This is a genomic window from Chryseobacterium sp. PvR013, from assembly GCF_017833095.1.
Taxonomy (GTDB): Bacteria; Bacteroidota; Bacteroidia; order Flavobacteriales; family Weeksellaceae; genus Chryseobacterium; species Chryseobacterium culicis_A.
The window spans coordinates 3,900,882-3,923,819 of record NZ_JAFIBT010000001.1 but is presented as its reverse complement, the minus strand read 5'-3'; the positions used below and the strand labels follow the sequence as shown (position 1 = coordinate 3,923,819).

At 37.5% G+C, this 22,938-nt stretch carries 17 protein-coding genes, 2 tRNA genes and 3 rRNA genes; 8 read left to right on the top strand and 14 right to left on the bottom strand.

Annotated features, from left to right (window positions below; all coding sequences use genetic code 11):
- The first annotated feature begins 10 nt into the window (after window positions 1-10).
- Window positions 11-580: a hypothetical protein gene (locus JOE44_RS17935; RefSeq protein ID WP_209786630.1), complete on the top strand. Its 570-nt coding sequence runs from the start codon at window positions 11-13 to the stop codon at window positions 578-580.
- 189 nt (window positions 581-769) lie between these two features.
- Here JOE44_RS17935 and JOE44_RS17930 read toward each other — a convergent pair whose 3' ends face one another.
- From JOE44_RS17930 to JOE44_RS17915, 4 genes are all read right to left on the bottom strand, one after another.
- The gene (locus JOE44_RS17930; protein ID WP_209789248.1) at window positions 770-997 is read right to left on the bottom strand and encodes a DUF3820 family protein; all 228 of its coding nucleotides are present in this window, start codon (window positions 995-997) and stop codon (window positions 770-772) included.
- Between the two features lie 19 nt (window positions 998-1,016).
- A complete protein-coding gene (locus JOE44_RS17925) occupies window positions 1,017-2,096 on the bottom strand; it encodes an AI-2E family transporter (protein ID WP_209786629.1) in 1,080 nt (359 codons plus the stop codon).
- Between the two features lie 14 nt (window positions 2,097-2,110).
- Complete coding sequence (locus JOE44_RS17920; protein WP_209786628.1) at window positions 2,111-2,839, bottom strand: beta-carotene 15,15'-monooxygenase; 729 nt, start codon at window positions 2,837-2,839, stop codon at window positions 2,111-2,113.
- Between the two features lie 72 nt (window positions 2,840-2,911).
- Window positions 2,912-3,637, bottom strand: coding sequence for a hypothetical protein (locus tag JOE44_RS17915; RefSeq protein ID WP_245169805.1), 726 nt, complete (start codon window positions 3,635-3,637; stop codon window positions 2,912-2,914).
- A gap of 45 nt (window positions 3,638-3,682) precedes the next feature.
- Here JOE44_RS17915 and JOE44_RS17910 point away from each other — a divergent pair, with 45 nt between their 5' ends.
- Window positions 3,683-4,660, top strand: a complete 978-nt coding sequence (locus JOE44_RS17910; protein WP_209786627.1) for an aminodeoxychorismate synthase component I — start codon at window positions 3,683-3,685, stop codon at window positions 4,658-4,660.
- A complete protein-coding gene (locus JOE44_RS17905) occupies window positions 4,644-5,270 on the top strand; it encodes an aminotransferase class IV (RefSeq protein WP_105684018.1) in 627 nt (208 codons plus the stop codon). Before JOE44_RS17910 ends, JOE44_RS17905 begins: the two co-directional genes overlap by 17 nt.
- A gap of 2 nt (window positions 5,271-5,272) precedes the next feature.
- On the opposite strand, the gene menD is transcribed toward JOE44_RS17905, so the two are convergent.
- Window positions 5,273-6,943 (bottom strand): 2-succinyl-5-enolpyruvyl-6-hydroxy-3-cyclohexene-1-carboxylic-acid synthase, encoded by a 1,671-nt coding sequence (gene menD / locus JOE44_RS17900; protein WP_209786626.1) that lies wholly within the window; start codon window positions 6,941-6,943, stop codon window positions 5,273-5,275.
- Between the two features lie 84 nt (window positions 6,944-7,027).
- Here menD and JOE44_RS17895 point away from each other — a divergent pair, with 84 nt between their 5' ends.
- Both JOE44_RS17895 and JOE44_RS17890 read left to right on the top strand, forming a co-directional pair.
- Window positions 7,028-7,978, top strand: a complete 951-nt coding sequence (locus JOE44_RS17895) for an isopenicillin N synthase family oxygenase (RefSeq protein WP_209786625.1) — start codon at window positions 7,028-7,030, stop codon at window positions 7,976-7,978.
- Window positions 7,979-8,338: 360 nt separating this feature from the next.
- Window positions 8,339-8,500 (top strand): hypothetical protein, encoded by a 162-nt coding sequence (locus tag JOE44_RS17890; RefSeq protein WP_165791697.1) that lies wholly within the window; start codon window positions 8,339-8,341, stop codon window positions 8,498-8,500.
- Window positions 8,501-9,235: 735 nt separating this feature from the next.
- Here the strand turns inward: JOE44_RS17890 and rrf are convergent.
- The 7 genes from rrf to JOE44_RS17855 form a co-directional block, all read right to left on the bottom strand.
- A 5S ribosomal RNA gene (rrf, locus tag JOE44_RS17885) occupies window positions 9,236-9,343 on the bottom strand.
- A 140-nt stretch (window positions 9,344-9,483) separates the two neighbouring features.
- Window positions 9,484-12,241 (bottom strand): 23S ribosomal RNA (locus tag JOE44_RS17880).
- Window positions 12,242-12,445: 204 nt separating this feature from the next.
- Window positions 12,446-12,519: transfer RNA gene (locus tag JOE44_RS17875), tRNA-Ala, on the bottom strand.
- 97 nt (window positions 12,520-12,616) lie between these two features.
- A tRNA-Ile gene (locus tag JOE44_RS17870) sits at window positions 12,617-12,690 on the bottom strand.
- A 213-nt stretch (window positions 12,691-12,903) separates the two neighbouring features.
- A 16S ribosomal RNA gene (locus JOE44_RS17865) occupies window positions 12,904-14,420 on the bottom strand.
- Together the 16S, 23S and 5S rRNA genes with 2 tRNA genes alongside form the textbook arrangement of a ribosomal RNA operon.
- A 1,456-nt stretch (window positions 14,421-15,876) precedes the next feature.
- Complete coding sequence (locus JOE44_RS17860; protein ID WP_209786624.1) at window positions 15,877-16,923, bottom strand: PA0069 family radical SAM protein; 1,047 nt, start codon at window positions 16,921-16,923, stop codon at window positions 15,877-15,879.
- A 122-nt stretch (window positions 16,924-17,045) separates the two neighbouring features.
- On the bottom strand, window positions 17,046-17,240 hold the full coding sequence (locus tag JOE44_RS17855) for a hypothetical protein (RefSeq protein ID WP_209786623.1): 195 nt from the start codon (window positions 17,238-17,240) through the stop codon (window positions 17,046-17,048).
- A gap of 175 nt (window positions 17,241-17,415) precedes the next feature.
- Between JOE44_RS17855 and JOE44_RS17850 the strand changes: the two genes are divergently transcribed.
- Window positions 17,416-17,766 (top strand): hypothetical protein, encoded by a 351-nt coding sequence (locus JOE44_RS17850; protein ID WP_209786622.1) that lies wholly within the window; start codon window positions 17,416-17,418, stop codon window positions 17,764-17,766.
- A 102-nt stretch (window positions 17,767-17,868) separates the two neighbouring features.
- On the opposite strand, the gene JOE44_RS17845 is transcribed toward JOE44_RS17850, so the two are convergent.
- Window positions 17,869-20,517 (bottom strand): hypothetical protein, encoded by a 2,649-nt coding sequence (locus JOE44_RS17845; RefSeq protein WP_209786621.1) that lies wholly within the window; start codon window positions 20,515-20,517, stop codon window positions 17,869-17,871.
- 33 nt (window positions 20,518-20,550) lie between these two features.
- The gene (locus JOE44_RS17840) at window positions 20,551-21,348 is read right to left on the bottom strand and encodes a DUF2797 domain-containing protein (protein ID WP_209786620.1); all 798 of its coding nucleotides are present in this window, start codon (window positions 21,346-21,348) and stop codon (window positions 20,551-20,553) included.
- 89 nt (window positions 21,349-21,437) lie between these two features.
- Here JOE44_RS17840 and JOE44_RS17835 point away from each other — a divergent pair, with 89 nt between their 5' ends.
- A complete protein-coding gene (locus JOE44_RS17835; RefSeq protein ID WP_209786619.1) occupies window positions 21,438-22,466 on the top strand; it encodes a GDP-mannose 4,6-dehydratase in 1,029 nt (342 codons plus the stop codon).
- A 136-nt stretch (window positions 22,467-22,602) separates the two neighbouring features.
- On the top strand, window positions 22,603-22,824 hold the full coding sequence (locus JOE44_RS17830) for a DUF2795 domain-containing protein (protein ID WP_002662059.1): 222 nt from the start codon (window positions 22,603-22,605) through the stop codon (window positions 22,822-22,824).
- The last annotated feature ends 114 nt before the right edge of the window (window positions 22,825-22,938 follow it).

Genomic DNA, 22,938 nt, shown 5'->3' with positions numbered 1-22,938 from the left:
AATATAGAATATGAAAACAAATATCAAAGCCACAATACTTTTTAGTTTTTTTATAAGCCTTTTATCTTGTAAAGCACAAATACTACCGTTGAATACAAGTATTACAGATATCCCTCTCAATTCCCATGTAAAAGATACTAATAATGAACTTACTCCATATATAGGAATTTATAGAACTAATTTTCAGGGAAATGAAATTACTCTTTATATAACAAAGGAAGAAAGCAAGTTGATGGATTACGGTAACCAAAAATTTTATAGAGATGCTTTAGTAATAAAATATATTGTTAAAAACTCAACAGGTACAATTTTACAGGATACAAAAAATAATAATATTCCCAATATCGAATTGTATAGTATTGGCACAAAATCCTATCAAAATTCCGTTATAATGAGCTATAGCGGTACTAATTGTGGTGTCGGATGGGGGAAAATAATTCTAAAAAAGATAAATTCTACACAGCTTTCATGGGAATATCGACCTAATGATATTATCCTTGATGATAGTAAGTGTCCTCCTGGAACAGATATTAATATTTATCTTCCTGAAACAAAAGGTTTAATTTTTACGAAACAGTAATCACGCTAATACCTTTAAATAAAAAATGATTGGCTTTACCGCAGATAGGTAAAGCCAATCATTTACATTTTATAGCTAATTCAACAGTTTGCTATGCGAGCTAATTCCGATAAGTTATGTCTAATTCAATTAAATATATGCCGTTTCATCTTCAATACGCCAAAAACTAAGATTGATATATTTTAATTTTTACAATCCATTCCTTACTGCTGCTCTGATAGGAACCAACAAATCCATAAGTCCATTTAGTTTGATCTCATAAACCGTTGAAAGCTGCATTCCCAGTTTTCCCTTTGGCATTCCGTTTTTATGGAACCATTCCAGGTAGCTGATCGGAAGATCAATAAGAACCGTTCCTTCATACTTACCAAAAGGCATTTTCATTACACAGATTTCTTTTAATATTTCGGGATTCAGTCCTTCCACTTTTATATAATTAAATTAATTTTTCTTTAATATCATCCTCACCGGGTAATTCAAGATCCGGAGGGGTTTCTTCATCCGAAAATTCATTTCTGTATACCTGAACCAGGAGAAGTGTCAATGAGATCAGAATAGGTCCGAAAATAAGCCCCATGAAGCCAAACAGATTCATTCCCATGATGATTCCGAATACGGTATTCAGTGGGTGAATATTCTCAAGTTTCTTTAAAAGGGTAAAACGAAGCAGATTATCAGTAAGCCCTACCACCACAAGACAATAGATTGCCAAACCAATTCCTTGCCCGGTATTGCCTTCTGCAATCATAAAGATACACACCGGAACATAGATAATAGCCGTTCCTACTACAGGAATCACAGAAGCAGCAGCAGTTAATGCAAAAAGCAATATTGCTCCCGGTGCTCCAAAAATAAGATATCCTATAAGGGCAACTATTCCCTGGCCTACTGCCACTACCGGAATTCCGATAGCATTTGCCATGATCAACTTTCTCATTTTATCGCCAATTAAAGAAATGTTGGATCTCTTCAACGGTGCGGAAGAAGTCAGGATCTTTTCAAAGAGTCTCGGCCTTTCCAGCATAAAATAAAGAATGAAATACATGGACATCACTACGGTAAGGGTATTAAATGTACCACTGACTGCTGATGTAGAAAATTTTCCTACATTATCTTTAAGCTTTGCCATATTCTCCTTACTCAGAATATCAAATCCTGTTTTAGAGAAAATATAAGAATGGATTTTATCCAGGAAAATATTGAACTTGGCCATATAAGCCTGAGCATTTCCCAGTTTATCAATAATCAGATCAGCAATAAAATAGATAGGAAGAATAAGAACAATAAGACTCGCCAACATAAGCACAAAAGCGGCCAGTGACGGTTTCCATTTTTTTTCTTCCTGCAGATAAAAATTATACTTTCTGCAGACTACATAAATGGTAATTGCTCCCAGAACTGAGGGAATAAACAATGCCAGATTGAAACAGATCAACCCTGCCAATACCAGAATAATGGCCAGCAATGACATCTGCTTTATTGCAACACTGCTTATTTGTTTGTCCTTATTCATCATGTATTTTTATATTTTTATTTGCTGAACATAATTTGTCTTGGTTTTCCTAAGAAAGCACAATAGGTGGAGTACATTACAATCATAATAAACGGAGCCGTCAGAATCACTCCTATTCCACAAAGGATCACTCCGGCGATAGAAATCAGAAATCCTAAAAATCCTGTTAATAAGAAAATTCCATAGTTTTCTTTAGCAATATTGAAAGACTTCGATAAAGCGTCTGTAGCTGAAGCATTCTCGAATAACAGAATCGGATATCCTATCAAAAGGAAAGGATACACAAAAATGATAGGTAAAACACACAATGCCAGTGCAATTGAGGAAATAATACCGGAAAGAAGACTGTAGATCAGTATATTTACAAAATTCTGACGGTATCCGATGAAAAGGTCGGAAAACTCAATTGGATTTTTGGTATTGTATTTATTCACCATGTAGATCAGTCCTACATATAAAGGAGATAACAAAAGTCCGAAAAGGCTGGAAGCTCCCATATACAAAGGAAGTCCCGGAGCACTCCAATAATTAAAATCGCCATCTGAGGATTTCATTTCTTCAACCATTGAAGCAGAATCAAATCCGGTAAGCATTTGAATAAGAGATCCTCCAATCAGGTAAATGATCATTGCTACGATTCCGTAACCGAAAACACCTTTATACATTTCAAAGGCATGAGAAATAATTGATCCCGTATCTCTGTTAGGTACAGAGCCTTGCTGATCAAATTCGTTAAATTCAGACATAGTTTAAATATTTAATGATTTTACCAAATTTACTTTTTTTTAGTAAAAAATCATATTAAACACGAATGAATTTTAACTTTTCTCAGAAAAGACAGTTTTATACAATGAATAAATCATGGCATTCCAAAAAGGAAAAGTAAATAATCCTCCAACAAAAAACAGGGCAAAGCCTAAATACTTAAATATAAAAGCAACGATTACACATACCGTTATTTCCAGAAAATACATTCTGAGTGCTTTAAAATTAAGAGAAATCGATTCAAAGATTCTTTTATTGGTAAAAAACATCAATGGAGCAACAAACACAGTTACCATCACCCAAACGATTCCAAGAATAATAGTCTGGGCAGCATTGATATAAATGAAAAACCAGAAAATATAATATCCTATGTACTTAAAAAAGTTAAGTCCATTGTATCCTACCAGTAAATCTCTCAGTTCCAGCTTTTCCTTAAGATCAATTTTTCTGTAAATCTGATAAAACCCGATATTGAGAGGATAAAGAAAAATCATAGTTCCCACAATCATCAGAGAAAAATTCTGAAATTCCGGAGTAGAAACCATTTTACTATATTGTGTGGCATAAGCCTGCATCCCATCTTTAAGATACTTGCTGGTTTCCATATACTGGCTCAAAATATTATATTTCAGATCTGCAGCGAAAAACACCGTCAGGAAAATTCCAAAATAAAAAATGGAAAACATCAACTGAAAAACGAGTGTTTTATTCCAATAAAAAAATGCCTGCTTCAATATAAAATCTAGTCCCGGTTTCTGAGGATATTTGTTCTGCATCATAAAAAAATTTATGCAAAAGTAAACATCAATAAGTATTTTTGCAGAATGTTTTCAGTGAATCATCAAAAATTTATGGAAATGGACGAGCTTTCCCTTCAGAAGGCTCCCTATTTTTTCGTCATCGACTTTCTCGCAGAGAATGTTGAAATATACCAGGAACATGAAATTGAAAAAGAGGGTTTAATTATTGATTTTAAAGAACTTACAGAACCAAAAGAGATCCATACACTAGACAAAAAGGTAATATGGAAGTCATTTCCTGAGACACTGGAAAGCTTTAAAATAGGCTTTAACAAGGTTCAGAAAAATATTCGTTTAGGGAACTCTTATTTAGTAAATTATACTAGAAAAACAAAGATAGAGACCAATTTAACCTTAGAAGAAATTTTTTACCATTCAAATGCGAAGTACAAAGTTTTTTATAAAGATTTTTTTGTATTTTTTTCTCCTGAAACTTTTGTAAAGATTATTGATAGTAAAATTCTGACTTATCCCATGAAAGGTACAATTGATGCTTCTATTGAAAATGCAGCAGAAATTCTAAAAAATGATAAGAAAGAAAAGGCAGAACATTACACGGTAGTAGATTTGCTCCGAAATGATCTGAGCATGGTAGCTGATGATGTAAAGGTAGATCAGTTTCAGCATATTGATTTTATCAAAACCCAGCAGAAGGATCTGTATGCCATGAGCTCTGAGATTTCAGGAACAATAAAACCTGAATTTGACGGAAAAGTAGGAAGTATTATGCAGAAGCTTCTTCCTGCGGGCTCTATTTTAGGAGCTCCAAAACCTAAAACACTGGAAATAATTCTGGATGCGGAAGGATATGACAGAGGGTACTACACAGGAGTTTGTGGCTGGTTTGACGGTCAAAATGTTGACAGCTGTGTAATGATACGCTTTATTGAAAAAGAAGGAGATCAACTTTATTTCAAAAGCGGAGGCGGTATAACGCACATGAGTAAGTTAGAAGACGAGTATCAGGAAATGAAAAATAAAATCTATGTCCCAATTCATTGAAAGCATTAAAGTAGAAGATCAGGAGGTTTTTCTATTGGATCTACATCAGAAACGTGTCAATCAAACATTTTCCCATTTCGGGAAGGAAGACTCTATCGATCTGGCCAAGATCTATAAAAACCTGCAGCATGATGAGGATGGTCTTTTCAAACTAAGAATTGCCTATGACCTTGATAAAAGAATCAGGACACAGATGATTCCTTATGCTATTCCTGAAATACAGGATTTCAAGCTGGTAGAAAACAACAGCTTTGATTATTCATTTAAATTTGAAGACCGAAAAGAGTTGGATAAGATGAAAATGAAAGCAAAAGCTGAAGAAATCATCATTGTCAAAAACAATCATATCACAGATACCTCTTTTTCCAACCTTTTGTTTTTAAAAGGAAAAGATTGGTTTACCCCTTCTACCTATCTGTTGAACGGAGTACAGAGACAGCATCTTTTAAAGCATAAAAAGATCAAAGAAACGGAGATTACTTTACAGAATATAAAGCAATTCACCCATTTCCAGATCATTAATGCGTTGAATGATTTTGATGATATGTTTATCTATCCTATCGACAGGATTATCAACCTGCCGGGGAATGAGGAATATCTTGATCTTTAACCCTATTTCATAAATTCAAAATACGACTTCAGTACATCTGCGCTATTCTTCCCGTGAGTATTTACTTCCAGGATTTTTGGCTGTGCATCAGGTTTGAAGAAGTTCTCAAGCACCCTGTCCAGCGTAAGCTCGTCCTCTACCCGAATATAGGAGAATCCGAAATGTTTTGCCAGATATTCTGCATTCTTACGGTGTTTTGTAGCAATAAATTCATCCAGCGTATTCGGATTGGCATTACCAGGCCCCGGAATGATTTTAAAGATGTTTCCTTCACCGTTATTGAAGATCATAATTCTTACAAATGGTGGAATATATTGATTCCAAAGACCATTGATGTCATAAAAGAAACTTAAATCGCCTGTGATCAGTAACGTAGGATTTTCATTTTTGATAGCAAATCCCATTGCCGTAGAAGTAGAACCGTCAATACCGCTTGTTCCTCTGTTACAATATATTTTTCTCTTTCCAAAATCAAACAGCTGTGCATATCTGATTCCGGAGGAGTTGCTAATATGAATATTATAGTTTTCAGGAATCGTTTGTGATGCCTTATTGAAGAAATAAAAATCTGAAAAATCAATTGTATTCAAAAACTGTTCATGCTTGGCATCTTTTTTATCCCTTAAAACATCCCAAAGATTAAAATAAGGTCTCGGCTCCAGATTGATAAATTTCAGCAGTTTTGAGAAGAATACTTCAGGCTTAACTTCTATCTTTTCTGTGAGGGAGAAATAAGTATCAGGCTGCCACACTTCATCCAGATGCCAATGTTGCTTCGGGTGGGCTTTTCTCAGGAATTGTTTTACCTTTTTGGAAACCACATTCTGTCCTATCGTAATCAACAGATCAGGGGCATAGGTTTTATAATCTTCTTCCGTAAAATTGAAAATATAACGGTCTATATGTTTGAAGAACTTCTCGTGATGTAAATTTGAGTTGGCTTCACTTAATACAACAACAGAATGATTTTTTACCAATTGAGTCAACTGATTTTCCAATTCCGGACTGTAATCTCTCGTTCCCACCAACAGTAAAATTCTTTGTGAGGTATGCCATTCTGCAATCAGATTGGATGGAATTTCATACTCTCTATGTTTGATTGTTTTTTCAACAGTAGGAAAAGTAGGAAGCTCAGATACCAGCTCATATAAAGGTTCTTCTAAAGGAATATTAATATGTACCGGGCCTTGTTTCTCAAAACAAAGCTCAATTGCTTTTTTAATGATATCGAAATTAATATCTTCTGCATTTTCTTTGCTGTCTTCCAAAAGTTGAAAGTCACCATAGGAATGCTGATGAAAAACATCCTTCTGTCTAATCGTCTGCCCATCAAAAATATCAACAAAATCAGTAGGTCGGTCTGCCGTCAATACCAAAAGGGGAACATTCTGGTAAAAAGCTTCAGTCACTGCAGGATAGTAATTAACTACTGCTGATCCGCTGGTACAGGTAATCGCTACAGGTTTTTTCTCGCTTTTTGCCATTCCCATTGCCACGAAAGCAGCACTTCTTTCGTCTACAATACTGTAACAGTTGAAACTATCTACCTCTGAAAAATGAATGGCCAAAGGAGCATTTCTTGACCCCGGAGAAATTACGATATCTGCAATTCCGTACTGCTGAAGAAGATGTGCAAGTATTTGGATACTTCTCTTAGAAGAATATTTTTTCATACAGCAAATTTAACTTATAAATAATGATTTTAAAATCATTTAATTTAAAAAAAATGTAATTTTGCTGTTCGTAAATTTCTAAAAATGGATAAAATACCTAGTGTAGACCTGCGTGATTTCCTTTCGGACAACCCGGAACGCAAACAGAAATTTGTAAATGAAATCGGAAAAGCTTATGAAGAAATTGGTTTTGTAGCCTTAAAAGGCCACTTTCTTGATGACAACCTAGTGGAGGATTTGTATGGAGAGGTAAAAAACTTTTTTGAACAACCAGTGGAAACGAAACAGAAGTATGAGATTCCAGGAATTGGTGGACAGAGAGGTTATGTAGGATTCGGTAAAGAAACTGCAAAAGGTTTCAAAAAAGGAGACTTAAAAGAATTTTGGCATTTCGGACAGTATTTGTCTGATGATTCAAAATACAAAACTGAGTATCCGGACAATGTCATCGTTGATGAACTTCCAAAATTCAACGAAGTAGGTAAAGAGGCATTCCAGATGCTTGAGAAAACAGGGCAGTATGTGTTAAGAGCTTTAGCATTACACCTTGGGTTAAATGAGTTTTATTTTGATGATAAAATCGCAGAAGGAAATTCTATTTTAAGACCTATTCACTATCCGCCAATCACCGAAGAACCAGATGATGCGGTAAGAGCTGCTGCTCATGGAGACATTAACCTTATTACCCTTTTAATGGGAGCACAAGGTAAAGGTCTTCAGGTTCAGAACCACAACGGAGAATGGATTGATGCCATTGCAGAGCCAGATGAACTGATGATCAATGTTGGTGATATGCTTTCAAGACACACGAACAACAAATTGAAATCTACCATCCACAGAGTGGTAAACCCGCCAAGAGAAATGTGGAGTACTTCAAGATATTCAATTCCTTTCTTTATGCATCCTATCAGTGCAATGTCTTTAAATGCACTTGAGAACTGTGTAGATGAAAACAATCCAAAATTATACGAAGATACAACTGCCGGAGAATTCCTGCATGAAAGATTGATCGAACTGGGATTGATTAAAAAATAAGAAAAGAATGGGCTGTTTCAAAATTGAGACAGCCCATTTTATTTAAATCTGAACTGGCCTTTTTGCCCTATTTTATTACACTATAAAATTCAGTAGTTTCTTAGGCTGCCTGAAACTATTCAAAAACAGATATAAGCATCACAACAATCTCCTTTCAGTCTATTTCTTCAACAATACGTATTTTCTATTCAAACTTTTATTAGATGTTTCATCACCCAGATCTTTAGTTTTTTCTCGCGCTGTAAGCTTTTCGGGTTGTATTATTTTAAACTACATTAAATTTTTATTTTCATAAACACTATTTAATTAAAAATATTTTAGCTAATTTTACTTTAACTACAAATTTTTAATTAAAACGATATGAAAAATTTAAAAAAACTACAAAAAGGCCAATTAAAAAACATTTCTGGAGGTGCTAATCTTCCTGAAACAGATTTCTGTATGTACTACTGCAATGGAACCATTGTATGTGCTACCTGCAGTGATGATTTTAAATGCCCGGACACAAACAGTGATATGTAAGATTGAAAGTCCCAATATCATAAATAAGAACCGTTTCTTTACGAAGCGGTTTTTTTATTTGTTCTGGATTAAGATAAGGCAGGTTCTGAGGATTTATATATATTTTCCATACCAGATAAGCTTCCAAGGATAATAAGCCTTATATGAGCGTAAATAATCAGCGTATAAATAATGAACACTTCCTCTTGATTAAATAAAGAAGTTTAATAAATTTAAGTCGTGATATTTCAGGAGCTGTATCCCGCTATTCATTCATACTCCTCGCGCCTGCACACTCCCACGCTCAGACCGACCCACTCGCCAATCCAAGCTGCGGGGTAACCATTGCTATCGGGGCTAGGAGGACATTAATGATGAATGATAAGTTAAATTATGAGTTGTGGGATCCGATTTAAGAATGATCAGTTTTATATCGTGAGATTTAATAGTTCCAATTATGTCATTCCGTAGGAATCTAGCCAGATTTATTAGAGTCTAAAGAATTCAAAGGACAAACTACAGAATTTTAAATGGATTGTTTAGGCTCCTACGGAGTGACAATAGTGTTGGGTAGAGATGAGTAATAGGTAATAATAGCATACGTTGGATATTACTTATTACTCATTGCTGATTACTCATTATTGATTATTTATGTTGGGTTGGGATTTGTCAGGGTAAGCAGGTAGCTATGGGTATAGTATATAACAAAAAAAAATCCTTTATCTGATGATAAAGGATTTTTAAAAATAAAATAAAAACTGGCGGCGGCCTACTCTCCCGCGTTAGCAGTACCATCGGCGCTGGTGGGCTTAACTTCTGTGTTCGGAATGGGAACAGGTGAGCCCCACCGCTAAAACCACCCTAAAGGTTGTATATAAGAGGTTAGAGATTAGTACTTAGAGATTAGTAAAAACTAACTTCTAATATCTAGATTCTAACTTCTATTTTATCGATAAAAACTTTCACAAAGAGGTAACCTTGCTGCACTTCCGTGCGCCATATCAGGCTATAAATCTACGGGTAATTAGTACTACTTGGCTATGACATTACTGTCTTTACACCTATAGCCTATCAACGTCGTCATCTCCAACGACCCTTAAAAGATGTCTCATCTTGAGGCGAGTTTCGCACTTATATGCTTTCAGTGCTTATCTCTTCCAAACGTAGCTACTCAGCAGTGCACCTGGCGGTACAACTGATACACCAGAGGTTTGTTCAATTCGGTCCTCTCGTACTAGAATCAAGCCCTCTCAAACATCTAACGCCCGCAATAGATAGAGACCGAACTGTCTCACGACGTTCTGAACCCAGCTCGCGTGCCACTTTAATGGGCGAACAGCCCAACCCTTGGGACCTTCTCCAGCCCCAGGATGTGACGAGCCGACATCGAGGTGCCGAACCTCCCCGTCGATGTGAGCTCTTGGGGGAGACTAGCCTGTTATCCCCGGAGTACCTTTTATCCTATGAGCGATGGCCCTTCCATACGGAACCACCGGATCACTATGTCCTGCTTTCGCACCTGATCGACTTGTAGGTCTCACAGTCAAGCACCCTTATGCCATTACACTCTACGCACGGTTACCAAGCGTGCTGAGGGTACCTTTGAAAGCCTCCGTTACTCTTTTGGAGGCGACCACCCCAGTCAAACTACCCACCACGCAATGTCCTTCTAAAAGAAGTTAGGCTCCAAGTAAGTAAAGGGTGGTATTTCAACGTTGGCTCCACAAACACTAGCGTGCCTGCTTCAAAGCCTCCCACCTATCCTACACATTACTTACTCAAAGTCAATACGAAGTTATAGTAAAGGTTCACAGGGTCTTTTCGTCCCATTGCGGGTAATCGGCATCTTCACCGATACTACAATTTCACAGAGCTCATGGTTGAGACAGTGCCCAGATCGTTACACCATTCGTGCAGGTCGGAACTTACCCGACAAGGAATTTCGCTACCTTAGGACCGTTATAGTTACGGCCGCCGTTTACTGGGGCTTCAGTCAATGCCTTCGGTTTAACCCTAAGCACCTTCCTTAACCTTCCAGCACCGGGCAGGTGTCAGACCCTATACTGCATCTTTCGATTTTGCAGAGTCCTGTGTTTTTGATAAACAGTCGCCTGGGCCTCTTTACTGCGGCCACCATTGCTGATGGCGTCTCTTCTCCCGAAGTTACGAGACTATTTTGCCTAGTTCCTTAACCATGATTCACTCTAGCACCTTAGGATTCTCTCCTCGACTACCTGTGTCGGTTTTGGTACGGGTTGCTTCACTTCGGCTTTTCTTGGAAGCACTTTCCCTACAGCAGCTTCGCCCGAAGGCTAGGCCTTGACTATTCCGTCAGTCTCCAGTAAGTACGGCACTCCGTCCCCTTTTTAGTGTGAGCAAGTATGGGAATATTAACCCATTGTCCATCCACTACCCCTTTCGGGTTCGCGTTAGGTCCCGACTAACCCTCAGCTGATTAGCATGGCTGAGGAAACCTTAGTCTTTCGGTGAGCGGGTTTCTCGCCCGCTTTATCGTTACTTATGCCTACATTTTCTTTTCTATCCGCTCCACAATACCTCACAGTACTGCTTCGGCGCAAATAGAATGCTCTCCTACCAGATGTATCTAAAATACAAATCCATAGCTTCGGTAATATGTTTATGCCCGATTATTATCCATGCCGGACCGCTCGACTAGTGAGCTGTTACGCACTCTTTAAATGAATGGCTGCTTCCAAGCCAACATCCTAGCTGTCAATGCAGTCCAACCGCGTTGCTTCAACTTAACATATATTTTGGGACCTTAGCTGTTGGTCTGGGTTCTTTCCCTCTCGGACATGGACCTTAGCACCCATGCCCTCACTGCCGTAGAACATTTATTAGCATTCGGAGTTTGTCAGGAATTGGTAGGCGATGAAACCCCCGCATCCAATCAGTAGCTCTACCTCTAATAAACTTATATACGACGCTGCACCTAAATGCATTTCGGAGAGTACGAGCTATCTCCCAGTTTGATTGGCCTTTCACCCCTACCCACAGGTCATCCGAAGACTTTTCAACGTCAACCGGTTCGGTCCTCCACTCTGTGTTACCAGAGCTTCAACCTGCCCATGGGTAGATCACAAGGTTTCGCGTCTAATCCTACTAACTATACGCCCTATTCAGACTCGCTTTCGCTCCGGCTCCGGTACTTAATACCTTAACCTCGCTAGTAAAATTAACTCGTAGGCTCATTATGCAAAAGGCACGCCGTCACACCATATAGGTGCTCCGACCGCTTGTAGGCGTACGGTTTCAGGTTCTATTTCACCCTTCTATTCGAAGTGCTTTTCACCTTTCCTTCACAGTACTTGTTCACTATCGGTCTTTCAGGAGTATTTAGCCTTGGAGGATGGTCCCCCCATATTCAGACAGGATTTCACGTGTCCCGCCCTACTCATTTATCATCCAAATATGCCTTTCGAGTACAGGATTATCACCTTCTATGATTGTTCTTTCCAGAACATTCCTCTAAACATATAAAGACTTTTGGGCTAATCCGCTTTCGCTCGCCACTACTTACGGAATCTCTTCGATTTCTTTTCCTCCGGGTACTTAGATGTTTCAGTTCTCCGGGTTTGCTCCTCCTAAGAGGTGACTGGTCTTCAACCAGCCGGGTTGCCCCATTCGGACATCTGCGGATCAATTCGTGTGTGCCAATCCCCGCAGCTTTTCGCAGCTTACCACGTCCTTCGTCGCCTCTGAAAGCCTAGGCATCCGCCATACGCCCTTAACGATTTCTTTCCTAATATTTAAATTAGTTCAGTATTTTTTGATAAACTCTCGTCTATCGATATTTTTATAAACTCGGCACTCGAAAGTGCTCGGTTATCTCTTTGTGATGTCTTTACCGTTAATGTCAATGATCTTAATGTCTTCTTGTCCGCTTAATGAACAGATATTGTTTTTGGCTCTATCCGTAACTTTTAAATTAAGCTTTCAAAACTGTGGAGAATAAGGGAGTCGAACCCTTGACCTCCTGCGTGCAAGGCAGGCGCTCTAGCCAGCTGAGCTAATTCCCCTCTAGTAGAAATTGTAAATTCTAGATTATAAATTTTAAATGAAACATGCGTTATAATCTAAAATCTATAATTTATAATCTATAATCCCTTCAATTAGTAGTCTCGGGCAGGCTCGAACTGCCGACCTCTACATTATCAGTGTAGCGCTCTAACCAGCTGAGCTACGAGACTTCATTATTAATTTTAAATTTTAAATTGAAAATTTTAAATGATTATTTAAATCTAAAATCTATAATTTATAATCTAAAATCTCTCTATCCCTTTACTAATTTCTAGTGGGTTTTGTATTTTTATATAGCAACCAAACAAAAAACTAAAGCTTGAACTTTAAGTAAGTACTGTATCTTACGATACTAATTTTGTTTATCGTCTAAAGACGCTCTAAAATGAGATGTTCCAGCCGCACCTTCCGGTACGGCTACCTTGTTACGACTTAGCCCTAGTTACCTGTTTTACCCTAGGCAGCTCCTGTTACGGTCACCGACTTCAGGTACCCCAGACTTCCATGGCTTGACGGGCGGTGTGTACAAGGCCCGGGAACGTATTCACCGCGCCATGGCTGATGCGCGATTACTAGCGATTCCAGCTTCATAGAGTCGAGTTGCAGACTCCAATCCGAACTGAGACCAGCTTTCGAGATTTGCATCACATCGCTGTGTAGCTGCCCTCTGTACTGGCCATTGTATTACGTGTGTGGCCCAAGGCGTAAGGGCCGTGATGATTTGACGTCATCCCCACCTTCCTCTCTACTTGCGTAGGCAGTCTCACTAGAGTCCCCAACTTAATGATGGCAACTAGTGACAGGGGTTGCGCTCGTTGCAGGACTTAACCTAACACCTCACGGCACGAGCTGACGACAACCATGCAGCACCTTGAAAAATGTCCGAAGAAAAGTCTATTTCTAAACCTGTCATTTCCCATTTAAGCCTTGGTAAGGTTCCTCGCGTATCATCGAATTAAACCACATAATCCACCGCTTGTGCGGGCCCCCGTCAATTCCTTTGAGTTTCATTCTTGCGAACGTACTCCCCAGGTGGCTAACTTATCACTTTCGCTTAGTCTCTGAGCCCAAAAGCCCAAAAACGAGTTAGCATCGTTTACGGCGTGGACTACCAGGGTATCTAATCCTGTTCGCTCCCCACGCTTTCGTCCATCAGCGTCAGTTGTTGCTTAGTAACCTGCCTTCGCAATTGGTGTTCTAAGTAATATCTATGCATTTCACCGCTACACTACTTATTCCAGCTACTTCAATAACACTCAAGACCTGCAGTATCAATGGCAGTTTCACAGTTAAGCTGTGAGATTTCACCACTGACTTACAGATCCGCCTACGGACCCTTTAAACCCAATAAATCCGGATAACGCTTGCACCCTCCGTATTACCGCGGCTGCTGGCACGGAGTTAGCCGGTGCTTATTCGTATAGTACCTTCAGCTTCCCACACGTGGAAAGGTTTATCCCTATACAAAAGAAGTTTACAACCCATAGGGCCGTCGTCCTTCACGCGGGATGGCTGGATCAGGCTCTCACCCATTGTCCAATATTCCTCACTGCTGCCTCCCGTAGGAGTCTGGTCCGTGTCTCAGTACCAGTGTGGGGGATCACCCTCTCAGGCCCCCTAAAGATCGCAGACTTGGTGAGCCGTTACCTCACCAACTATCTAATCTTGCGCGTGCCCATCTCTATCCACCGGAGTTTTCAATTTTAAATGATGCCATTCAAAATATTATGGGGTATTAATCTTCCTTTCGAAAGGCTATCCCCCAGATAAAGGCAGGTTGCACACGTGTTCCGCACCCGTACGCCGCTCTCTAGATCCCGAAAGATCTATACCGCTCGGCTTGCATGTGTTAGGCCTCCCGCTAGCGTTCATCCTGAGCCAGGATCAAACTCTCCATTGTATGTTTGTCTGACTCACTCAAAGTTTTTTAACGCTTTAGTTTTTCCTTACTTGGTTGTTATATTGTATGTCAATGATCTTTATATCTTTCGCTTTGTAACGAAGCAATCTCTCTGTCAGTGTCGCTCCGTATTTGCGAGTGCAAAAGTAAAACTTTATTTCTTAATGACCAAATGTTTTTGAAGAAAATTTTAAAGTTTTTTAAGTAACCTTAATCTCTCCTAAACCCTCAATCATCCTACTCCTGCGCTCCCTGTAATTGGGACTGCAAAGATACAAACTCTTTTTAAACTCACAACTCTTTTTTGTAAAAAAATTAAAGTTTTTTGTTTGTCTCTTTTTGAAGTATCATATTGTTTCTGCTTAGCTAAAAGCTCTTCTGCGCTACTGAACTACTCTCGTTTTTCAGTGGGGCAAAGATAACAACTTATTGCAACGCAAAACAACTTTATTTAACATAAATGTTATATCCTCGTAATATTTGAACATAAGCCACTGATACAAAGTGAGAAAAATTTTAAACAAATGTTTGGGATTACGAGTGGGAGGGTTTAAGGGTGGGAGAGTTTGAGGGTTTGAGCGTGAAAGGGGGAATCATGAGTAATGAGTAATGAGTAATGGGTAATGGGTAATGGGTAATGGAAGGTATGATGTCTTTTATATACTATATATAGGTAAAGAGTAAGTTTTGGCTAAAGCCATAGGAAAGGAATATTTTTGATAAAACGGGCTAAAGCCCGTTTCTATTGAATATGATTGTAGTGGGAATGGGTACTGGTTGGGATGCATTGTGATTTTTTCCCACAGGTGGCACAGATTTGCACAGAGGATACTGGATAATATAGTATACAAAAAAAGTGTGTAATGAAAACGGGATCAAGCAACGCTAATATTGAATATTATCGTTGCGGGAATGAATAAAGCGTGGGGTACATTGTGATTTTTCACAGAGGGCACAGATTTGCACAGAGGATGATGGATATAATATAGATATACAAAAAAAGTGTGTAATGAAAACGGGATAAAGCTTGTTCTTATGGAATATAAATACTGATGATGATATATAATAGGGATAGTAATAAACAAAAACTCAAATATTAAAAAACAGAAGGCGAAACTCGAAACACGTAACTCAAGACCCAAACACTGAATTCATCATTTATCATTCATCATTTATAATTTATAATTAACACTCTTCTCCCCTAGCCCTGATAGAAATGGTTACCCCGCAGCATGGGGTTGGAGAGTGGATGGGTCTGAGCGTGGGAGCGCGCAGGCGCGAGGAGTATGAATGGATAGCAGGAAATAGCTCCTGAAAAACGAATGCTATACTATATATATTATATATGATGATATATTGATAGCAAACTGATTTCGAAAGAATATTTATTGGAATAATACCGGAAAGAAACTTTATTTATCCTATAAATAACAGGAGGATGTTTCAAAAGTGATGATCAATCAAACAATCTCAGTTGCTGATCCCTGGTTCCGGTAAAGTTAGTGGTGGACAGTTTGGGAAATTCTTTCCCGTCAAAAAACTTCTTTCTGCCAATCTTAAAGGTAGTGTGAATCATTTCTGCGATATTCCCCTCACCTCTTTGTCTTTCAAAATATCTTTTATCTCCCAGTTTCCCACCTCGCATGGAGCGGATGAGATTGAGGACTTTTTGTGCTCTGTCGGGAAAATGGGCTTCAATCCAGTTCACAAAAACCGGTTCTACGGTATCATTTAATCTGACCAGCGTATATCCGAACCCGGAAGCTCCGGCATCAGAAATTGCTTTTAATATATTCAGAGGCTCATCACTATTGAGTCCGGGAATGATAGGCGCCACCATTACATGTACAGGAATGTTGTTTTCGGAAAGAATTTCGATGGCTTTTAATTTATTTTTCGCAGAGCTTGTTCTTGGCTCCATTTTACGTCTCAGTTCTTCGTTGATTGTGGGAATGCTTAAGGAAACGGAAACCAGATTCTGTTCTGCCATGGGTTTTAAAATATCAAGATCTCTCAGCACCAGTGCATTTTTTGTCAGAATATTGACAGGGTGTCTGTAATCGAGACAAACCTGCAGTAATTTTCTGGTAATTTCAAACTGTCTTTCGGCTGGCTGGTAACAGTCGGTATTTCCGGACAGCAAAATCGGGGCAACTTTATACCCTCTTTTCTGAAAAAACTTTTCCAGTAATTCGGGTGCATTTTTTTTCACCATGATTTTTCTTTCAAAGTCAATTCCGGCGCTGTATCCCCAATATTCATGGGTAGGTCTTGCAAAGCAGTAAGAGCAGCCATGTTCACACCCCTGATAAGGATTCATAGAATATTCCATCGGAAGATCTTCGCTTTTCACCTGATTTACAATGGTTTTGGGAAACACTTCCGTGAAAGAGGTTTTTACAGTTTCGAAATCTTCATCTTCCGGCTCATAGGTATACCTGTCGAAACGATTGACCACATTCCGCTGAGCACCCTGACCTTTTATGAAATTTTCGTTTTGCATTATGGTGTAAAATTAGAATGGAATTTTTATAAAATAATGAGTTTTAACATTAAAGTTTTCCACAAAAAAATCCAACACTTTCAAAAGCGTTGGATTTAAACATAATTAAATATATTTTTTTACTACTTCAGTGCGTAAAATTCCACTCCGTGAGTTTCATCGTCGTGGTTCTTTTCATCAAAGTGTCTGTGATAATCCGAATAGGAATCACTATATTTTTTATCTTTTTTTGTCAATAATTTTTTTATGCTGATTAAACTTAATACTGCCAAAAGACCAACTCCTCCTGCCAGTAAAACTCCAACTTCTTTTTTCATATTTTCTCTGATTTATTATTGATACCATTGCAAAAAGTATACCTATTTTATTTTTTTAAATTATAAATTTTGTTAACATTAAACTTTATTTTTAAGGAAATTACAATCTGCTATTTTTCTTATATTTAGGGATTGCAATGGTTTAATTATTGTACTTAACAACAAAAATAGTATTATGGGAAATTCAGAGAACTTTGATAGAATGACAACTTTAAGTGAAGTTATGAAAACGCTTTCTGAGAGAGGAATTCAGAGAGAATTCAGAATGAATGACAAGTGCGAAATGAAGTTTGAAAATTCTGAGAAAGTTTATCAGCCTGCTGAGTTGGTGATTTTAAAAACATATCGTTTTGAAGGCGACAGCAATCCTGATGATAATGCGGTACTGTATGTGGTAAAAGATAATGCCGGAAACCGTGGAATGATTATAGATTCGTATGGTGCAGACAGCAATTATCCTGGTCAAGAGTTTGATAAATTTCTAAGAGACATTCCTATTCAGGAAAGTGACGAATTCAATTTTTAACCACTCTATCATATTAATTTTTCAAACCATTAAGGTTGTTTTTAATTAAAAGATTGTGAGTTTCTCTAGCAGTCAACAATTCTATCTTAATGGTTTAAAGAATTACCCTTCGGTTTTCTCTTTTTTTCTAAACATATTGTTCAGAAAACCTTTCTTTTCCTTTTTTTCTTCAGGTTGGGGTGTTTCTTTTTTATTTTTAATTTCCTGCTTTATTTCTTTTACGGATTGTTTCATTTCTTTTACAGATGAAACGGCATTTTTCACGGTCTTTTCTGTTTTTTCTACACTTTTACCAATCAGTGTTTTCTTGAGCCCTTGTTCAATTCCTCTCCAGAAGAGATTAAAGAAAGATTTTGTAGGATCACGTTCTACATTTTCTACAGTAACCGCTTCCGGAAAACTTCCTGAATTTGATTTCAGAAAAACATTGGCAACAGCAGTCAGGAAACCTTTTTTCTCATGATTATTCTTATTCAGGACTGCAATTTTCAAATCTTTATGTTTCATATTAAAAGTTCCGTGTAATCCGGCAGGGTTTCCTTTAAAATTAAAGAGCATCTCCTGAATGGTTCCCGCAGTTGCTGTCACATGAAGATAAGGTCTGATAAATGGATTGATTCCGCTGGCAGGAAGATTGGTTGTTTTTCCTGAGATAGCAAAGGCATCTTTCTGATCTGCCACATCAAAGCTCCAGTTTACGGAAAGTGGTGAGAGGTTCATGAAAGAGCAATTGATCTTAATATCCACTTTAGTAGGTTTTCCTTTTATTTTAGCTGAATTCAGGTTTTTGACATTCATATTAAAGTTACTGAATGTCAGTTTTCCCGGCCCCATACTTTCCGGAGTATCTTCTTCATATACCAATACTGAGTTTTTCAGGTCAAGAGTATTAATCGTCATAGGGATTTTAATGGAACGCAGCATTTTTGAATACAATGCTTTTACTTTCGGATCATCTTTCGGGATTTTACTCCTGAAAATATTGGCATTTGCAGACTCAATCCCTACATGGGAAGCGCTTACCATTTTATTGTGAGAAAACAGATCCCACTCTCCTTCTGCGGTAATTTGTCCGGCTTTTAAATCATACAGATCTCTCTCAACGGGTATCATTTTGATAAACTGCGCTCTTGAAACGAGAGGTTTCATGGCAAAATTGGTAATCTGTATTTTATTCTTATTCAGTTTAAGAAGTCCAAGGCTCATGTTGTAAAACTGTGTTTTATAAGCCAGGTTTCTGGTGGTAATGTAATAGTCTTTCACTTTGACGGACAGCCCGGTTTGATTAGGCTTAGGTAATAGTTCAATATTATTTACCGTTGCATTAAGATCATGGAAAGTCAAAGGCTGTTTTCCTTTATCATAAGTAATGTTTGAGTTTTTTAAGGATGTTTTTCTTATGATAACAGAATTAATAATACCGGGTCCAGCAGATTTATTATTTGTTTTTTCACCTGCTCTAAAAGTGCCATTTACATTTTCTACGAGAAGATCTTTAAGATCCACATTCAGTTTTTTATCAACAAATTCCAGTTTATTGATATTAAAAGCAATATGATTTGTTTTTAAATCTTCCGCGGCTTTTCCTGTTTCAGAATGACCTGACCTCAATACAACGTCCCAGATCTCACCATTGGCAGGTTTCAACGCAAAGCTTCTTACTGTGATATTCTCAGCATTGGAGTATTCAATATTTTTCCCTGCAATAGTAAAATCTTTGTATCCTATAGGAATGACCTGTTCAGAAGTTTCTTTATTAAACATCATCTGATTGATATTTACTGTAAGACTCCCTACAGACAGAAGGTTGTTTCCATCAGGTTTAGTAACCTTTACTATGGCATTATTCAGCTTAATATTTTTTAAATCTACCTCAAAATTTGACTTTTTTTCAGCTTTTTTACTTTTTACTCCTGTATTATAAACTTTCAGAACAGGATTCTGGAAGCCTGCATTCGTAAGTGAAATTTTATTTTTGTTTAAAATGACATCTGTAAAATCCATTTTAGGAACTACAAAGTCAAATAATTGGGCTTTTTTAGGATAAAACTTTTTAAACTGAGCTAAAGAAAGCAGCGGAGTCAGCCTGAAATTCTCAACAGACATCTGGCCATTGCTTGTATTTATAGTACTGATGGTAGCAGCATATGTTTCATCTGGACGGAGAAAGAATTTTTCTCCTTTAATGCTGTATTTATCAAAAACGATGGGTAGTTTATTTTCTACAGATTCTTCCGTCATCTGTAAATTTTCTACAAACAGATCCAATTGCTGTACTGATAGAAATTTTTGTTTGGTATGTCGGAAAACAGCAATTTTACCTTCGTTGATTCTGATATTTTCAAATAAAACCGGATTTCTTTTCTTTCCGGTTTTGCGATCAATAGGTTTTGCAAGAATGATATTTAAAACAGGTTTTGCCAGCAACAAATCGGACGAGCTGATTCTTTTATTAAAAATAGCATCATAAATTCCAAAACGGCTTATCTTCAAAGTATCAATTGTTCCCTGCAAGCCGATAACGTCTGTGTTTTGAGGATCTTTACTGTTAACTGAAATTCCCGTCGCTAAAATATTTCCTGTTCCCAGATCAACATCCAGGGTTTTATAGGAAACTTTATAGTCTGTATTCTTTTTAATGTATTCCGGAAGCTGGGTTTTAAGCCATACATTCAGCCCGAAATTCGCAGCAAGAAGAATTCCTGCCAGGATTCCGAAACTTATTAATAGTCTTTTAACCCATTTTTTCATATTTTGTGATTTGATTTTTTCCTGTTATACAAATCAGTTCTTTATTTCCAGTTCAATAACATAGCCTTCATGCCCTCTTACATTGATAAAGTTTCCTCCTTCAAATCCAAGGTATTGTCCTTTAATTCCTGTTAATCTTCCTGTAAACTCAGGTTTTTTATCTAAAGTAAACGAAGAAACTTTTTCCGGCTTTTCAAAAGGGTAATCAAAACTCCATAATTCTTCACCTTCACTATAAAATCTCTGGAAGTCATCAGGAAAATATTCTTTTATTTTCTGACGGAAATCCGCAAGATCTACTTCTCCTTCAAAATCATCCTGCAGCATTTTCCTCCAATTGGTTTTATCTGCAAGATGCTCTTTCAAGGCAACTTCTATCATTCCCGCCTCATAACGGTTCTCCGTTCTCGCAATAGGTAATGCAAAAGTTGCACCCTGATCAATCCATCTTGTAGGAATCTGAGTATTTCTGGTAACCCCTACTTTTACATCTCCGGTATATGCCAGATAAACAGTGTGCGGCTGAAGCTGAATTTGTTTTTCAACCTCAAGATCACGTTCTGCAACTCCTAAATGTGCGGTAGAAAGCTCCGGTCGGATAATGGTATCACTGGCATAAGGACTTTCAAAAAAACAACTTTTGCAGAATCCCATTCTGTAAATCGGTTTATTTTCCCCACAATTTACACATTGGAATCCTGTATGTTTTATGCTTAACTCCTTCCCAAACAGCTCATTCATGTGGATTAGATCTCCTGAAAGATTGAGGTAGTATTGGATTGGCTTAGCATCATAGCTTGTCATTTTTAAAATTTGCCCTTGAAACTGCATATTATATTTATATTACTTTTTTAAGTAAATTTAATGATTATATTTTTCAAAAAGTAAAATTTATATTTTTGTGCTAATAAAAAATACAAATGGTTTATCTTGTAACAGGCGGTAGTGGGTTCATCGGTTCCCATTTAGTTGAACGATTATTAGGAAATGGACATTCTGTCATAAACATTGACAATTTTGATGATTTCTATGACTATCAGGTAAAAATTAAAAATACTTTAGAGTCAATTGGTAAAAATTCGGATTTTGAATTCTCAGATAAAGAGACCGATATCCAGCGTTTAGTTTCCCTCACCCATTCTGAGCAATATTCCCTCTATTGGCAGGATATCAGGGATAAAAAAGGCCTTGAAAACATCTTTAAAAATCATCATATTGATATGGTCGTTCACCTGGCAGCTCTTGCCGGAGTACGGCCCTCTATTGAACGACCTCTTGAATATGAAGAAGTGAACGTACGAGGTACTATGAATCTTTGGGAACTGTGTAAGGATTTCAATATTAAAAAATTTATTTGTGCCTCCTCTTCAAGCGTGTATGGAAATAATGAAAAAATTCCTTTTTCAGAAACAGATAATGTAGACAATCCGATTTCACCCTATGCAGCGACAAAGAAAAGTGGGGAAATTATAGGTCATGTTTACCATAATCTATACCATATAGATATGATCCAGCTTAGGTTCTTTACAGTATATGGACCGAGACAAAGGCCAGATCTTGCCATACACAAGTTTGTAAAACTTATTTCAGAAGATCAGGAAATCCCTTTTTACGGTGATGGAAATACTGCCAGAGATTACACCTATATTGATGACATCATTGATGGGATTACCAAATCAATCCTTTATCTGGAACACCATGCCGGAGTTTATGAAATTCTGAATCTGGGAGAAAACCAGGTAATCACTTTATCTGAGATGGTGGAAACTATAGAAACGGCACTTGGAAAAACTGCCATCAAAAAAATTCTGCCAATGCAGCCGGGAGATGTCACAAAAACGAATGCCGATATTACCAAAGCGAAGGATTTAATAGGCTATAAACCGGCCACAAACTTCCAAAATGGCATAAAAAAATTTGTGGAATGGTTTTTGAGAAAACGACAATAAGTAAATTGCTGACACAGCTGCCAGTTAGTTTGTGACAGCCATTTATAAGAAAAAATTATAAAAAGAATTGAAAATCAAGTATAAAAAAGTTTATTATACAACCTATTTTTATACTTTTGCAAAAAATTAGAAAATTATGTACTGGACATTAGAATTAGCTTCATATTTAAGTGACGCACCTTGGCCAATGACAAAAGCAGAGCTTATTGACTACGCAATCAGAACTGGTGCACCTATGGAAGTAGTAGAAAACCTTCAGGCAATCGAAGACGAAGGAGAAATTTATGAATCTATCGAAGAAGTATGGAGTGACTATCCTACTGACGAGGATTTCCTTTGGAACGAGGACGAATATTAATAAAGCGATGAGCTTTAGGCTGCGTGCTTAGAGCTTTTTTGCCCTTTTTATATATTAATTTACACGATAAGTGTTATTTAAAACGCTTAAAGCATTTTGCATTAAGCATAAAGC

Excerpts from the sequence above, each read along its gene's own strand:
- JOE44_RS17860 (WP_209786624.1), bottom strand. The coding sequence starts at position 16,923 with ATGCAAAACGAAAATTTCATAAAAGGTCAGGGTGCTCAGCGGAATGTG.
- JOE44_RS17835 (WP_209786619.1), top strand. The coding sequence starts at position 21,438 with ATGGTTTATCTTGTAACAGGCGGTAGTGGGTTCATCGGTTCCCATTTA.
- JOE44_RS17920 (WP_209786628.1), bottom strand. The coding sequence starts at position 2,839 with ATGTCTGAATTTAACGAATTTGATCAGCAAGGCTCTGTACCTAACAGA.
- JOE44_RS17845 (WP_209786621.1), bottom strand. The coding sequence starts at position 20,517 with ATGAAAAAATGGGTTAAAAGACTATTAATAAGTTTCGGAATCCTGGCA.
- JOE44_RS17840 (WP_209786620.1), bottom strand. The coding sequence starts at position 21,348 with ATGCAGTTTCAAGGGCAAATTTTAAAAATGACAAGCTATGATGCTAAG.
- JOE44_RS17850 (WP_209786622.1), top strand. The coding sequence starts at position 17,416 with ATGGGAAATTCAGAGAACTTTGATAGAATGACAACTTTAAGTGAAGTT.
- JOE44_RS17935 (WP_209786630.1), top strand. The coding sequence starts at position 11 with ATGAAAACAAATATCAAAGCCACAATACTTTTTAGTTTTTTTATAAGC.
- JOE44_RS17905 (WP_105684018.1), top strand. The coding sequence starts at position 4,644 with ATGTCCCAATTCATTGAAAGCATTAAAGTAGAAGATCAGGAGGTTTTT.
- JOE44_RS17895 (WP_209786625.1), top strand. The coding sequence starts at position 7,028 with ATGGATAAAATACCTAGTGTAGACCTGCGTGATTTCCTTTCGGACAAC.
- menD (WP_209786626.1), bottom strand. The coding sequence starts at position 6,943 with ATGAAAAAATATTCTTCTAAGAGAAGTATCCAAATACTTGCACATCTT.
- JOE44_RS17830 (WP_002662059.1), top strand. The coding sequence starts at position 22,603 with ATGTACTGGACATTAGAATTAGCTTCATATTTAAGTGACGCACCTTGG.
- JOE44_RS17915 (WP_245169805.1), bottom strand. The coding sequence starts at position 3,637 with ATGATGCAGAACAAATATCCTCAGAAACCGGGACTAGATTTTATATTG.
- JOE44_RS17925 (WP_209786629.1), bottom strand. The coding sequence starts at position 2,096 with ATGATGAATAAGGACAAACAAATAAGCAGTGTTGCAATAAAGCAGATG.
- JOE44_RS17855 (WP_209786623.1), bottom strand. The coding sequence starts at position 17,240 with ATGAAAAAAGAAGTTGGAGTTTTACTGGCAGGAGGAGTTGGTCTTTTG.
- JOE44_RS17910 (WP_209786627.1), top strand. The coding sequence starts at position 3,683 with ATGTTTTCAGTGAATCATCAAAAATTTATGGAAATGGACGAGCTTTCC.
- JOE44_RS17890 (WP_165791697.1), top strand. The coding sequence starts at position 8,339 with ATGAAAAATTTAAAAAAACTACAAAAAGGCCAATTAAAAAACATTTCT.